Origin of the sequence: Pseudomonas sp. FG1, from assembly GCF_034313875.1 — a bacterium.
Classification (GTDB): Bacteria; Pseudomonadota; Gammaproteobacteria; order Pseudomonadales; family Pseudomonadaceae; genus Aquipseudomonas; species Aquipseudomonas veronii.
In genome coordinates, this window is sequence record NZ_JAVIWP010000001.1 from 1,517,048 (window position 1) to 1,530,545 (window position 13,498).

Sequence of the window (13,498 nt, forward strand, 5' to 3'; positions counted from 1 at the left end):
AGCGATTCAGCTGCTTAAAAGGCCTGGGAATAGGCTTATTCCCAGGCCTTATTTGCCCCCGTCCAAGAGAGGATTCGATGACTTATATCGCTGCCGAAAACCGCTACGAATCTATTCCGTATCGCCGCGTCGGCCGCAGTGGCTTGGTGCTGCCGGCACTGTCCCTGGGGCTGTGGCACAACTTTGGCGACAGCACCCCGATCGACACCCAGCGCGCCCTGCTGCGCACCGCGTTCGACCTGGGGATCAACCACTTCGACCTGGCCAACAACTACGGCCCGCCCTATGGCAGCGCCGAGATCAACTTCGGGCGTTTGCTGCGCGAAGACTTCAAGCATTACCGCGACGAATTGATCATCTCCAGCAAGGCCGGTTGGGACATGTGGCCCGGCCCTTATGGCCAGGGCGGCGGTTCGCGCAAATACATCCTGGCGAGCCTGGACCAGAGCCTGCAGCGCCTGGGCGTCGACTATGTGGATATTTTCTACTCGCACCGCTTCGACGCCGACACTCCCCTGGAAGAAACCGCTAGCGCCCTCGCCACCGCTGTGCAGCAAGGCAAGGCGTTGTACATCGGTATTTCTTCCTACTCCGGGGTGAAAACCCGCGAAATCGCCGCCTTGCTCAACGAGTGGAAAGTCCCGCTGCTGATCCATCAGCCGGCCTACAACCTGCTCAACCGCTGGGTGGAAAAAGACCTGCTCGACACCACCGAAGCCCTCGGCGCCGGGGTGATCGCGTTCACGCCGTTGGCCCAGGGGCTGCTGACCGACAAGTACCTCAATGGCGTGCCGGCCGATGCACGGGTCAATCGCCCCGGCGGCGGTTCGTTGCAGGCCAAGCACTTGTCCGAAGCCAACCTCGCTCACGTGCGCGCGCTGAATGAAATCGCCAAGCGCCGTGGCCAAAGCCTGGCCCAACTGGCGCTGGCCTGGACCCTGCGTGACCCACGGGTAACCAGTGCGCTGATCGGCGCGAGCCGGCCGGAGCAGATCATTGAAAACGTCGGGGCGCTGAAGAACTTGAGCTTTACCGCCGAAGAACTGGCGGAGATCGATCGGTTTGCGCTGGAAGGCGGGATCAACTTGTGGGAAAAGCCATCGACGGCTGAATAATCCGGTCAATGTGGGAGGGGGCTTGCCCCCGATGGCGGTGGGTCAGTCAGTACATGCATTGACTGATACAGCGCAATCGGGGGCAAGCCCCCTCCCACATTTTGTCTTCAGTGTGGCGACTGTCGTGTTCGGCTCAGAACGGCACATCGCCGAGAATCGTCGCCCGGTGCATCACCCGCCGCTGTGGCCGGTAGTCGTCCACCGCGTAATGCTGGGTGACGCGGTTATCCCAGAACGCCACGTCATTCTCCTGCCAGCGCCAGCGAATCGTGAACTCCGGGCGTGTCGCGTGGGCGAACAGCAGTTTCAAGATCGCCTCGCTCTCCGCCGCTTCCAGCTCGTTGATTCTGGTGGTGAAGCCCTCGCTGACAAACAGCGACTTGCGCCCACTCACCGGGTGGGTGCGTACCACCGGGTGCGACAGCGGCGGGTTCTTCTTGCGGGTTTCTTCCCAGCGCGCCAGATCTTCGGCAGTGTTGCCAAAACGCTCCAGCGGGAAGGACTTGGTGAAGTCGTGCGTGGCGGTGAGCCCGTCGAGCAGCCTCTTCAGCGGCTCGGACAGGGCCGCATACGCAGCAATCCCGCTGGCCCACAGCGTGTCGCCGCCAAACGCCGGCAGTTGCTTGGCACTCAGCACCGCGCCGAGGGCCGGGGTGGGCAGGAAGGTCACGTCGGTGTGCCACACGGCGTTGTCGCGCACGTCGGTGACGGCGGTGTCGAGGATCAGCACTTCGGGCTGTTCCGGCACGTTGGGGTAGATCGGATGAATGTGCAGATCGCCGAAGTTCGCCGCGAAGCGTGCTTGTTGCTGCGGGGTGAGCGGCTGGTCGCGGAAAAACACCACCGAATGGGTGAGCAACGCCTGTTCGATGGCGTCGCGCTGTTCGGGGTTCAGCGGTTGAGTGATATCGACGCCACTGATCTGCGCGCCGAGGGCGGTGCTTAATGGGGTAACGGTCAGGCTGCTCATTGGGTTCTCATCACTCAGTGTGCCTGGCCATGCCACGGCACCCATTTACGCTGCAGGGCCCGCAGGCCCATTTCCATGGCGAAGGCGATCAGTGCGATCACGAGAATCCCCAGCACCACGACATCGGTGACCAGGAACTGCGCCGCCGACTGCACCATGAAGCCCAGGCCGCTGGTGGCGGCGATCAGCTCGGCGGCGACCAAGGTCGACCAGCCAACTCCCAGCCCGATACGCACGCCGGTGAGGATGTCGGGCAGCGCGCTCGGCAGGATCACGTGGCGAATCAGCTGGGCGCGCGTGGCCCCCAGCGACTGCGCGGCGCGCAGCTTGGCCGGGTCGACGGTACGCACGCCGGTCGCGGTCGCGATGGCAATCGGGGCAAAGATCGCCAGGTAGATCAGCAGCACTTTGGACAGCTCACCGATGCCGCACCAGATCACGATCAGCGGCAGGTAAGCCAGGGGTGGAATCGGCCGGTAGAACTCGATCAACGGGTCGAGAATGCCCCGTGCGATACGGTTCGAGCCGATGGCAATCCCCACCGGGACCGCGGTCAGCACCGCAAAGCCCAGGCCCAGGCCGATGCGTTCGAGGCTCGCGCCGAGGTGCTGCCACAAGGTGGAATCCATATAGCCCGTGGTCGCCAGCAACCAGCCTTTTTGCAGCACGGCGGACGGTGGCGGCAGGAACAATGGTTCGATCAGGCCGCTGGCGGTCACCGCCCACCAGATCACCAGCAAGACAACCAGCGTCAACAGGCTGATCCAACGCGTACTCAGGCTGCGCCGCAGCGGGATAACGGTGCGCGCCACCGGCTTGGCGACCGTGGCGGGAAGTTCGTAGCTGCTCATGCGGACACCTGCCGTTGGGAGAACACTTTGCCCAGCACGTGTTCGCGGGTTTCGATAAAGCGCGGGTCGGATTTGATCGCTCGCGCAGACTCGCCGGCCGCATAACGTTGACCGAAATCCAGGTGCAGGCGCTCGACGATCTGACCGGGGTTGGGCGCCAGCAGGATCAGATCGGTGGCAAGGAACACCGCTTCTTCGATGTCATGGGTAATCAGGAACACCGGCTTGGCCGTGCGCCGCCAGACTTGCAGCAGCAGCTCCTGCATCTGTTCGCGGGTGAATGCATCGAGGGCGCCGAAGGGTTCGTCCATCAGCAGTACACGCGGGGCCGCCGCCAGGGCGCGGGCCAGGCCGACGCGTTGCTTCTGGCCGCCGGACAGTTGCCAGATGCGCCGGCTGTCGAAACCGGCCAGGCCCACCAGCGCGAGCATTTCCCGGGCGCGCACTTCGCGTTGCGCCTTGCTCACGCCGGCCAGCTCCAGGCCGAAGCCGACATTGGCCAGCACGTCCTGCCAGGGCAGCAGGGCATCGTCCTGGAACACCACGCCGCGTTCGGCGCTCGGGCCTTTGACTGGCACGCCATCGAGGCTGATGCGCCCGGCAGAGGGCTCGACAAAACCGGCAATCAGGTTCAACAGCGAAGTCTTGCCACTGCCGGACGGGCCGAGGGCCACCAGCAATTGCCGGGGCCCAAGTTCGAGTGAAATATCAGACAGTACCGGTTCTGTGGCGCCTGGGTACCGTGCGCTGATGCGCTCCAGTTGTAGCAAGGCCATCGCGATGAACTCCTGATCAGTGGGTGATGAACTTGGCGCTGATGTAAGGGGCGTAATCCGGCAGCACCGCCTCGACCTTGCCTTGTTCCTTGAGGAATGCCGCGGTGTCGGTTACCGCCTTGATGGTCGGCGCGCCCAGCAGGGTCACCTGCTCAGCGGCCAGCGGGTAGACGTTGCCTTGCAGCAGCGCGGGGATGTCGCTGGCCTTGGCCCCGGAGAGTTTCACCAGCTTGTCGACGTTGCTTTTGTCGGCGAGCCAGGCTTGTGGGTCTTTGCGGTACGCGGCGTAGGCATCCAGGGTGACTTTGGCGAAAGCGCTGACGATTTCCGGGTGCTTCTCGGCGAAGTCCTTACGCACGATCCACGCGTCGAAGGTCGGCGCGCCGAACGTGGCCAGCTCGCCGGAAGTGATCAGCACCTTGCCGTTTTCCTTGGCCACGCCCAGGGCCGGGTCCCATACGTAGGTGGCGTCGATATCGCCGCGCTTCCAGGCGGCGATGATGGCCGGCGGCGCGAGGTTGAGGATGGTCACTTTCGCCGGGTCGATGTTCCAGTGCTTCAGCGCGGCCAGCAGGCTGTAGTGGCCGGTGGATACGAAGGGCACGGCGACTTTTTTGCCGATCAGGTCCTGCGGGCCGTTGATCCCCGAACCGTTGCGCGCCACCAGGGCTTCGGCGCCGCCGATCTGGGTGGCGACGAGGAAGGTCTGCACCGGCACTTTACGGGTGATGGCGGCGGTCAGCGGGCTGGAACCGAGGTAGCCGATCTGCACATCGCCGGACGCGATGGCGGCGATGATGTCGGAACCGTTGTCGAATTTGCGCCAGTCGATCTTGGCGTTCGTGGCTTTTTCATACGCGCCGTCGGCCTGGGCGACTTTCGCCGGGTCCACGGTGGTCTGGTAGGCGATGGTCACATCCGCCGCCTGGGCGAACAGGCTGGCACCGGCCAGGGACAATGCCGCCAAGAGGCGGAGAGGGGAATGCAGTTTCAAGGGGAAGCTCCTCAATCAGGCGGCCGAGTGTCGGCGTGTGAGGAGACTAAATGATCTAAGAATACGAAAATAAATAACTTTTTCGAATTAGCTTATGAGGAGAAGGGTGGGCGGGATTCTTCATCCCAGTGAGGGCAAATGTGGGAGGGGGCTTGCTCCCGATAGCGGTGGTTCAGTCACTGATCAGTTAACTGAGGACCGCTATCGGGGGCAAGCCCCCTCCCACATGAAGCTCATTTCCCTGGGGGAGTGAGTTCGGTTTTTAGTTGCTGATGGCCAGGATGCTAGCCTGGTACGAGCCGACGAACACATCGAAATCGCCCACTTCGTTCTGCTCCAGCTCCACCTGTTGCGCCAGCGACTTGCGTGCCAGTTCTTCAAAGTGCGCCTGCTCTTCGGCGGGCAACGGTTCGCTGCGAAAATACTCGGCATGCACCTCGCTCTGGTGCAGGGAGAACTGGGCGAAACTTTCCTTGCGCTCGGCCATTGCGGCCAACACCTGGGCCGATGGCGTCAGGGACGGGTCGTTGACCTTGGCCAACTGGGCGTCCAGTGCCTGGCGGTGTTCCTCGATGCCGTGGCTCTGATCGAGCAGGGCCGCCAGCGGCGCGATCTGCTCCAGCAGCTCGGTGGCCCATTCCTTCATGTCCACCGCCTGGCCCTTGCGCTGCAGTTGCAGGCCCGGACGCCGGCCTTCCTTGACCACGCTGAGGAAGTTCGAGGTGGCGTTGCCGCACTCGTTGTCGGCGAACAGCGGGCTGTCGTTCATCGCGCAATACAGCAGGAACGCATCGAGGAAGCGCGACTCTTGCAGGTCGATGCCCATCGGCAGGAACGGGTTGATGTCCAGGCAGCGCACTTCGATGTACTGGATGCCACGGGCCATCAGCGCCTGGATCGGCCGCTCGCCGGTGTAGGTCACGCGCTTGGGGCGGATGTTGGAGTAGTACTCGTTTTCGATCTGCAGGATGTTGGTGTTGAGCTGCACCCACTCTCCATCCTTGTGGGTGCCGACTTCGACATAAGGCGCGTAGGGCGTTGCCACCGCTTCGCGCAGGCTGTCGGTGTAGCTGGCCAAATCGTTGTAGCACGGCGTCAGGCCGGCCTGGGCGTTGCTCTGGTAACCCAGGTCGCTCATGCGCAGGCTGGTGGCATACGGCAGGTACAAGGTGTCGGCATCCAGCACGTCCAACTGGTGCGAACGGCCGCGCAGGAAGCCTGCGTCCAGCGCTGGCGAGGCACCGAACAGGTACATCAGCAGCCAGCTGTTGCGGCGGAAGTTACGGATCAGGGCGATATAGGCGTCGGACTGATAGTCGCGGTCGGTGCCGACGAAGCCTTCGCTTTCCTTGAGCAGCGGCCACAATTTTTCCGGCAGGGAAAAGTTGTAGTGGATGCCGGCAATGCACTGCATGGTCTTGCCGTAACGCAGGGCCAGGCCCTTGCGATACACGTACTTGAGCTGTCCGATATTGGAGGTGCCGTAGTAGGCAATCGGAATGTCTTCCTCGGCCGGCAACGGGCACGGCATCGAGGGGCTCCACAGGTATTCGCTGCCGAGCTTGCTGTAGGCAAAGCGATGGATCTTGTCCAGGCTGCTCAGGGTATCGGCCGGGTTGGGCAGGGCTGGGGTGATGAACTCCAGCAACGATTCCGAGTAGTCGGTGGTGATCTGTTCGTGGGTCAGCGCGGCGCCCAGGGCTTCGGGATGCGGCGTCTGCGCCAGGCGACCTTCATGGGTGACACGCAGGCATTCGCGCTCGATGCCGTGCAAGCAATGCTCCAGCAGGGAGAGGTGTTCGCGCTTGCCGAGCAGGGCCAGGCGGCGGTTGAGAAGTTCGCTCAAGTTGGATTCCTTCACGCGTCAGTCGCCCCAATATGGGGGTGGGCAGGACGGTCTACAAGGGTGAAGTTAAAACTGGCGTGATCGCCTGGTTTTGAGTCGATTTGACCCGCTTTGAAAAAGCCTACATCACTCCATGAATTGGGCTGTAGCGCAGCAAGAAAATTCCGACGCTGTTATCGCAGCGCCGAAATTAACTCAAATCGAGGGCGGGGAGCTATAGGACAGCGAAGGTGCCCTGCGCTTTTGCGACAAGTCTTTCACCCTGGTACACGTCGGCTTCGACCACCAACGTGCGCCGCCCGGGGTGAATCACTCGCGCGGTACACAGCACCTCGCCGTTTTCCACCGCGCGGATGTAGTTGATTTTGCATTCGATGGTCGCGCTCTGCTGGTCGAACCCGTGGGCGCTGGAACAGGCCAGCCCCATGGTGATGTCGACCAGGCTGAAAATCGCCCCGCCATGCAGCTTGCCTGCGCGGTTACGCAGTTGCGGCTCCAGGCTCAGGGCCACCTCGGCAACGCCCTGCTCCAGGCGTTGCAGGCGGCAGCCGATCAGTTCGCTGAACGCGCTTTGGGTCAAGCCGGCCGGAATCTCCATCAGCGTTTCTTCAACTGTTTGGCGTTGGCGAACAGCGAGGCCATGGCGTTGTTGCTCGGCGCTGCGGTCGCGGTTTCCTTGCGCGGCGCGTTGTTTTGCGACTGGCGCGGCGCCGAGCCTGGGCGGGCGCCACGGGCACCGTCGATTTTCTCGCCGGGGGTGTCGCTCATACGCATCGACAGGCCGACGCGCTTGCGCGGGATGTCGACTTCCATGACCTTGACCTTGACCACGTCACCGGCCTTCACCGCTTCGCGCGGGTCTTTGATGAACTTCTCCGAAAGCGCGGAGATATGCACCAAACCGTCCTGATGCACGCCGATGTCCACAAAGGCACCGAAGTTGGTCACGTTGGTCACCACGCCTTCGAGGATCATGCCCAGTTGCAGGTCCTTGAGGTCTTCGACGCCGTCCTGGAACTCGGCGGTCTTGAACTCGGGACGCGGGTCGCGTCCGGGTTTTTCCAGCTCTTGCAGGATGTCGGTGATGGTCGGCACGCCGAAGGTCTCGTCGGTGTACTTCTTCGGGTCCAGGCGCTTGAGGAACGCGGCGTCGCCGATCAGCGAGCGGATGTCGCGGTCGGTCTCGGCGGCGATGCGTTGCACCAGCGGGTAGGCTTCCGGGTGGACCGCCGAGGCGTCCAGCGGGTTGTCGCCGTTCATCACGCGCAGGAAGCCGGCGGCCTGTTCGAAGGTTTTTTCACCCAGGCGTGCGACTTTTTTCAGCGCGGCGCGGGTCTTGAACGCACCGTTTTCGTCGCGGTGGGTCACGATGTTCTGCGCCAGGGTCGCGTTGAGGCCGGAGATCCGCGCCAGCAGCGCGACGGAGGCGGTGTTCACGTCCACGCCCACGGCGTTCACGCAGTCTTCCACCACCGCATCCAGGCCGCGTGCCAGTTTCAGCTGCGACACATCGTGCTGGTATTGGCCGACGCCGATGGATTTCGGGTCGATTTTCACCAGTTCGGCCAACGGGTCTTGCAGACGACGAGCGATGGACACCGCGCCACGGATCGACACGTCGAGGTCCGGGAATTCCTTGGAAGCCAGTTCCGACGCCGAGTACACCGAAGCGCCCGCCTCGGAGACCATGACCTTGGTCATCTTCATGGCCGGGTATTTTTTGATCAGTTCGGCGGCCAGTTTGTCGGTTTCACGGCTGGCGGTGCCGTTGCCGATGGCGATCAGGTCCACCGCGTGCTTGGCGCACAGGGCGGCGAGGATCGCGAGGGTCTGGTCCCACTTGTTGTGGGGCACGTGCGGATACACGGTGGCGTGGTCCAGCAGCTTGCCGGTCGAGTCGACCACGGCGACCTTGCAGCCGGTGCGCAGGCCCGGGTCGAGGCCCAGGGTGGCACGCGGGCCGGCCGGTGCGGCCAGCAACAGGTCGTGCAGGTTGTGGGCGAAGACGTTGATTGCTTCGGTTTCGGCGCCGTCGCGCAACTCGCCGAGCAGGTCGGTTTCCAGGTGGGTGTAGAGCTTGACCTTCCAGGTCCAGCGCACAACTTCACCGAGCCACTTGTCCGCAGGACGGTTCTGATTCTGGATGCCGAATTGTTGACCGATCATGCCTTCGCACGGGTGCATGGTGCCCGGCAGTTCGTCGCCGACTTTCAGCGCGGAGCTGAGAATACCTTCGTTGCGGCCGCGGAAAATCGCCAGGGCACGGTGGGACGGCATGCTCTTGAGTGGTTCGTCGTGTTCGAAGTAGTCGCGGAACTTGGCGCCTTCTTCCTCTTTGCCGGCGATCACGCGGGCGCTGAGGATGGCTTCCTGCTTCAGGTAGGTGCGCAGCTTTTCCAGCAGGCTGGCGTCTTCGGCGAAGCGTTCCATCAGGATGTATTTGGCGCCTTCGAGGGCGGCCTTGACGTCGGCGACGCCTTTTTCAGCGTTGATGAAGCGCGCGGCTTCGGTATCCGGGTTCAGCGATGGGTCGTTGAACAGGCCGTCGGCCAGGTCGCCGAGGCCGGCTTCCAGGGCGATCTGGCCCTTGGTGCGGCGCTTCTGTTTGTACGGCAGGTAGAGGTCTTCGAGACGGGTCTTGGTATCGGCGAGTTTGATGTCGCGTTCCAATTGTGGGGTCAGCTTGCCCTGTTCCGCGATGCTGGCGAGGATGCTGATGCGCCGTTCGTCGAGTTCTCGCAGGTAGCGCAGGCGCTCTTCCAGGTGCCGCAGTTGAATGTCGTCGAGGCTGCCGGTCACTTCTTTTCGGTAACGGGCGATGAAGGGCACCGTGGAGCCCTCATCCAGTAGAGCGACGGCCGCTTCGACCTGTTGGGGGCGTACGCCGAGTTCCTCGGCGATGCGGCTGTTGATGCTGTCCATAAAACCACCTGAAATTCTTAAAAGCAGCTCGCAAGCCCGGAAAACAAGGCCCGACGAGGCTGGTTGAGCGGCCCGACTGGCGCCGCTGCCTGGGTCAAGAGGCTGCCTATTGACCCTCGAAATCGTAAAAATCACGACAAGCGGGTGAAAAAAAGCCCGGCAGTAAACGGTAACGATCTGACGTTGCCCTGCACGAAGGCGCCGCATTATAACCAGCGTTCTGTCCTTGGGGGGGACTGCGCCACAGGTTGTAGGGCGTGGGTTCGCTGGCAGTAGAGGAAAAATCTGCTAACAATGCACACGGTGCGTATAACGGCAGCTAGGCCATAATGCGCGCCGAGATAAGAGGAGCATCCAATGAGCAGCACTGCACAAACTGCTGAAGGCGAAAAAATTCTCATCGTTGATGACGATCCGGGGCTGAGCAGCCTGCTGGAGCGTTTTTTCAACTCCAAGGGTTATCGTGCCCGCGCGGTGCCGAACACCGAACAGATGGACCGCCTGTTGGGGCGGGAAGTGTTCAACCTGGTCGTGCTCGACCTGATGCTACCCGGCGAAGACGGCCTCACCGCCTGCAAACGCCTGCGCGGCGCGAACAACCAGATTCCGATCATCATGCTCACCGCCAAGGGCGATGAGCTGAGCCGCATCAAGGGCCTCGAACTGGGCGCTGATGACTACCTGGCCAAGCCGTTCAACCCGGACGAACTGATGGCGCGGGTCAAGGCCGTATTGCGTCGCCAGGCGGCGCCGGTGCCGGGCGCACCGGGCAGTGAAGACGAAAGCGTCACCTTCGGCGATTACGAACTGTCATTGGCCACCCGTGAGCTCAAGCGTGGCGATGAAGTCCACATGCTCACCACCGGCGAGTTCGCCGTGCTCAAGGCGCTGGTGATGAACGCGCGCCAGCCGCTGACCCGCGACAAACTGATGAACCTGGCCCGTGGTCGGGAATGGGACGCTCTGGAGCGCTCCATCGACGTGCAGATCTCCCGTCTGCGCCGAATGATCGAGCCGGACCCGTCCAAGCCGCGTTATATCCAGACGGTGTGGGGCGTGGGGTATGTGTTTGTGCCGGATGGCACTGCAACCAAGTGACCGATGATTTGCAGGGGCGGGCATCCTGGCGTTTGGCTCCATGAGGGGCGACGGGATGTCCGGCGTCTGCAATTCTGCGAGCGCCGCTCGTTCCTGCAAGGTGTCTAGCTGTCTCCTATGAAAACCCCGCTGTGGTTCCCGCAAAGTTTCTTCTCCCGCACCCTTTGGCTGGTGCTCATCGTCGTTCTGTTTTCCAAGGCGCTCACGCTGGTTTATCTGTTGATGAACGAAGACGTGCTGGTAGATCGGCAATACAGCCACGGTGTCGCCCTGACCTTGCGCGCCTATTGGGCGGCCGACCCCGAGAACCGCGAGAAAATCGCCAAGGCGGCCACACTGGTGCGCGTGGCGGGTGCAGGTGTGCCGGAAGGCGAGCAGCATTGGCCCTACAGTGAGATTTACCAGCGCCAGATGCAGGCGGAATTGGGCGACGACACCGAAGTTCGGCTGCGTATGCATGTGTCACCCGCGCTGTGGGTGCGCGCGCCGAGCCTGGGGGAAGATTGGCTGAAGGTGCCGCTGTATCCGCACCCTTTGCGAGGGCAGAAGATCTGGAATGTACTGGGCTGGTTCCTGGCTATCGGCCTGCTTTCGACGGCGTCTGCGTGGATTTTCGTGCGCCAGCTCAATCAACCGCTTAAGCGCCTGGTGTTCGCCGCCCGCCAGCTGGGACAGGGGCGCAGTGTGCGCCTGCCGGTCAGCGACACGCCCAGCGAGATGACCGAGGTCTACAGCGCGTTCAACCAGATGGCCGAGGACGTCGAACAGGCCGGGCGCGAGCGCGAGCTGATGCTTGCGGGCGTGTCCCATGACTTGCGCACGCCATTGACGCGTTTGCGGCTGTCCCTGGAGCTGATGGGCAACCATACCGATCTCACGGACGACATGGTGCGTGATATCGAGGACATGGACGCGATTCTCGACCAGTTCCTGGCCTTTATCCGCGATGGTCGCGACGAGGTGGTGGAAGTCGTCGACCTGACGGACCTGGTGCGCGAGGTGGTAGCGCCCTACAACCAGAATGGCGAGCAGGTGCGGATGCGCCTGGAGCCGATCCAGCCGTTTGCGTTGCGTCGGGTCTCGATGAAGCGCCTGCTGAACAACCTGATCGGCAACGCCTTGCACCACGCCGGTTCGGATGTGGAAGTGGCGGCGTATGTCTCCGGTGACAGTGCTGCGCCCTATGTGGTGCTGAGCGTGATGGATCGCGGGGCCGGTATCGATCCGGCCGAGCTGGAAGGCATCTTCAACCCCTTCACCCGTGGCGACCGTGCTCGGGGTGGCAAGGGCACCGGTTTGGGGCTGGCGATTGTGCGGCGGATTGCCTCGATGCATGGCGGCAATGTTGAGCTGCGCAACCGCGAGGGCGGTGGGCTGGAAGCGCGGGTGCGCTTGCCGTTGGGTTTGATGTTGCCCCGAGACGCGGTATAGCTGCAGCGGCAAGCTGCACGTTTAGAGCTGCAAGAGAAAAGCAAACGGCTTCTGCCCGTCTCTTGCAGCCTGAAGCTTCAAGCTGAAGACTGCTCCTCTAGCCCTTGCCCTTGGTCCGGGTCATGTTCGGCCCGCCACTCTTTTCCAGATGCTGAATGATGATCCCCGCCACATCCTTGCCGGTGGTGGTCTCGATGCCTTCCAGGCCAGGTGATGAATTGACTTCCATCACCAGCGGGCCATGGTTGGAACGCAGGATGTCCACACCCGCCACGCTCAACCCCATGACCTTGGCCGCCCGTAGCGCGGTCATGCGCTCTTCGGGGGTGATCTTGATCAGGCTGGCGCTGCCGCCACGGTGCAGGTTGGAACGGAATTCCCCAGGCTTGGCCTGGCGTTTCATCGCGGCAATCACCTTGTCGCCGACCACGAAGCAGCGGATATCCGCACCGCCGGCTTCCTTGATGTATTCCTGCACCATGATGTTCTGCTTGAGGCCCATGAATGCCTCGATCACCGACTCCGCCGCCGTGGCGGTTTCGCACAGCACCACGCCGATGCCCTGGGTGCCTTCCAGCACCTTGATCACCAGCGGTGCGCCGTTGACCATTTCGATCAGGTCGGGAATGTCGTCGGGGGAGTGGGCAAAGCCGGTGACCGGCAGGCCGATACCCCGGCGCGACAGCAATTGCAGCGAGCGCAGCTTGTCCCGTGAGCGCGCGATCGCGACGGATTCATTCAGCGGGGAGACGCCCATCATTTCAAACTGGCGCAACACCGCGCAGCCATAAAAGGTCACCGAGGCGCCGATACGCGGGATCACCGCATCAAAGCCTTCCAGTGGTTTGCCGCGGTAATGGATCTGCGGCTTATGGCTGGCAATGTTCATATAGGCACGCAACGTGTCGATCACCACCATTTCGTGGCCACGTTCGGTGCCGGCCTCGACCAGGCGGCGGGTGGAATACAGACGCGGGTTTCGCGACAGCACAGCAATCTTCATGCAGCACCTGGGGCAGAAATAGTGGAGACCGGGAACACCGGCTTGTCTTGAACGTACTTGACGCCGGGATTGACCACCAACTGGCCGTCAATCAGCGCCTTGGAACCGAGGAGCAGGCGGTAGCGCATGGCCTTGCGGCAGGCGAGGGTGAATTCCACCCGCCATACCCGGTCGCCCAGTGCCAGGGTGGTGCTGATCACATAGCGCACCTGCGCATGACCATTGGAGCTCTTGATGGTTTTCATCGCCACCAGCGGCGCTTCGCAGCGGCGGTGACGCAACTGCACAACGCTGCCCAGGTGTGCGGTAAAGCGCACCCATTTCTCACCGTCGCGCTCAAAGGGTTCGATATCGGTGGCGTGCAGGCTCGAAGTGCTGGCACCGGTGTCGATCTTCGCGCGCAGGCCTGCCACTCCCAAGTCGGGAAGTGCCACCCACTCGCGCAGACCGACAACGGTCAAATGGTCAAATGTCTTCAATATGGGTAACCGG

The 13,498-nt window shown here is 62.6% G+C and carries 12 protein-coding genes; 3 read left to right on the forward strand and 9 right to left on the reverse strand.

The annotated features are described in order from the left end of the window. The first annotated feature begins 77 nt into the window (after positions 1–77). On the forward strand, positions 78–1,115 hold the full coding sequence (gene mgrA, locus RGV59_RS07105; RefSeq protein ID WP_017848582.1) for an L-glyceraldehyde 3-phosphate reductase: 1,038 nt from the start codon (positions 78–80) through the stop codon (positions 1,113–1,115). Between the two features lie 133 nt (positions 1,116–1,248). Here mgrA and tauD read toward each other — a convergent pair whose 3' ends face one another. From tauD to RGV59_RS07140, 7 genes are all read right to left on the reverse strand, one after another. Continuing rightward, positions 1,249–2,085 (reverse strand): taurine dioxygenase, encoded by an 837-nt coding sequence (gene tauD / locus RGV59_RS07110; RefSeq protein ID WP_046385054.1) that lies wholly within the window; start codon positions 2,083–2,085, stop codon positions 1,249–1,251. Between the two features lie 14 nt (positions 2,086–2,099). Further along, positions 2,100–2,936 (reverse strand): taurine ABC transporter permease TauC, encoded by an 837-nt coding sequence (gene tauC / locus RGV59_RS07115; protein WP_126585940.1) that lies wholly within the window; start codon positions 2,934–2,936, stop codon positions 2,100–2,102. Beyond that, entirely contained in the window at positions 2,933–3,712 is a 780-nt protein-coding gene (gene tauB / locus RGV59_RS07120; protein ID WP_126585939.1) for a taurine ABC transporter ATP-binding subunit, read from the reverse strand. The genes tauC and tauB overlap by 4 nt, the downstream gene beginning before the upstream one ends. 16 nt (positions 3,713–3,728) lie before the next feature. Continuing rightward, entirely contained in the window at positions 3,729–4,706 is a 978-nt protein-coding gene (tauA, locus tag RGV59_RS07125) for a taurine ABC transporter substrate-binding protein (RefSeq protein ID WP_079442631.1), read from the reverse strand. A 262-nt stretch (positions 4,707–4,968) separates the two neighbouring features. Continuing rightward, a complete protein-coding gene (gene gshA / locus RGV59_RS07130) occupies positions 4,969–6,552 on the reverse strand; it encodes a glutamate--cysteine ligase (RefSeq protein ID WP_079442632.1) in 1,584 nt (527 codons plus the stop codon). A 214-nt stretch (positions 6,553–6,766) separates the two neighbouring features. Further along, entirely contained in the window at positions 6,767–7,150 is a 384-nt protein-coding gene (locus RGV59_RS07135; RefSeq protein ID WP_017848576.1) for a PaaI family thioesterase, read from the reverse strand. Then, entirely contained in the window at positions 7,150–9,474 is a 2,325-nt protein-coding gene (locus RGV59_RS07140) for a Tex family protein (protein ID WP_046385051.1), read from the reverse strand. Before RGV59_RS07140 ends, RGV59_RS07135 begins: the two co-directional genes overlap by 1 nt. A 357-nt stretch (positions 9,475–9,831) precedes the next feature. Between RGV59_RS07140 and ompR the strand changes: the two genes are divergently transcribed. Both ompR and RGV59_RS07150 read left to right on the forward strand, forming a co-directional pair. Then, the gene (gene ompR, locus RGV59_RS07145) at positions 9,832–10,572 is read left to right on the forward strand and encodes a two-component system response regulator OmpR (protein ID WP_003213175.1); all 741 of its coding nucleotides are present in this window, start codon (positions 9,832–9,834) and stop codon (positions 10,570–10,572) included. Positions 10,573–10,689: 117 nt separating this feature from the next. After that, a complete protein-coding gene (locus RGV59_RS07150) occupies positions 10,690–12,003 on the forward strand; it encodes an ATP-binding protein (RefSeq protein ID WP_017848574.1) in 1,314 nt (437 codons plus the stop codon). A 97-nt stretch (positions 12,004–12,100) separates the two neighbouring features. On the opposite strand, the gene rimK is transcribed toward RGV59_RS07150, so the two are convergent. Both rimK and RGV59_RS07160 read right to left on the reverse strand, forming a co-directional pair. Further along, positions 12,101–13,006: a 30S ribosomal protein S6--L-glutamate ligase gene (rimK, locus tag RGV59_RS07155; protein ID WP_003213178.1), complete on the reverse strand. Its 906-nt coding sequence runs from the start codon at positions 13,004–13,006 to the stop codon at positions 12,101–12,103. Beyond that, complete coding sequence (locus RGV59_RS07160; RefSeq protein ID WP_017848573.1) at positions 13,003–13,467, reverse strand: ATP-dependent zinc protease; 465 nt, start codon at positions 13,465–13,467, stop codon at positions 13,003–13,005. The genes rimK and RGV59_RS07160 overlap by 4 nt, the downstream gene beginning before the upstream one ends. Between the last annotated feature and the right edge of the window lie 31 nt (positions 13,468–13,498).

What these genes read in the sequence shown, in the direction of transcription:
- mgrA (WP_017848582.1), top strand. Translation starts at nt 78, where the DNA reads ATGACTTATATCGCTGCCGAAAACCGCTACGAATCTATTCCGTATCGC.
- tauD (WP_046385054.1), bottom strand. Translation starts at nt 2,085, where the DNA reads ATGAGCAGCCTGACCGTTACCCCATTAAGCACCGCCCTCGGCGCGCAG.
- tauC (WP_126585940.1), bottom strand. Translation starts at nt 2,936, where the DNA reads ATGAGCAGCTACGAACTTCCCGCCACGGTCGCCAAGCCGGTGGCGCGC.
- tauB (WP_126585939.1), bottom strand. Translation starts at nt 3,712, where the DNA reads ATGGCCTTGCTACAACTGGAGCGCATCAGCGCACGGTACCCAGGCGCC.
- RGV59_RS07135 (WP_017848576.1), bottom strand. Translation starts at nt 7,150, where the DNA reads ATGGAGATTCCGGCCGGCTTGACCCAAAGCGCGTTCAGCGAACTGATC.
- RGV59_RS07140 (WP_046385051.1), bottom strand. Translation starts at nt 9,474, where the DNA reads ATGGACAGCATCAACAGCCGCATCGCCGAGGAACTCGGCGTACGCCCC.
- ompR (WP_003213175.1), top strand. Translation starts at nt 9,832, where the DNA reads ATGAGCAGCACTGCACAAACTGCTGAAGGCGAAAAAATTCTCATCGTT.
- RGV59_RS07150 (WP_017848574.1), top strand. Translation starts at nt 10,690, where the DNA reads ATGAAAACCCCGCTGTGGTTCCCGCAAAGTTTCTTCTCCCGCACCCTT.
- rimK (WP_003213178.1), bottom strand. Translation starts at nt 13,006, where the DNA reads ATGAAGATTGCTGTGCTGTCGCGAAACCCGCGTCTGTATTCCACCCGC.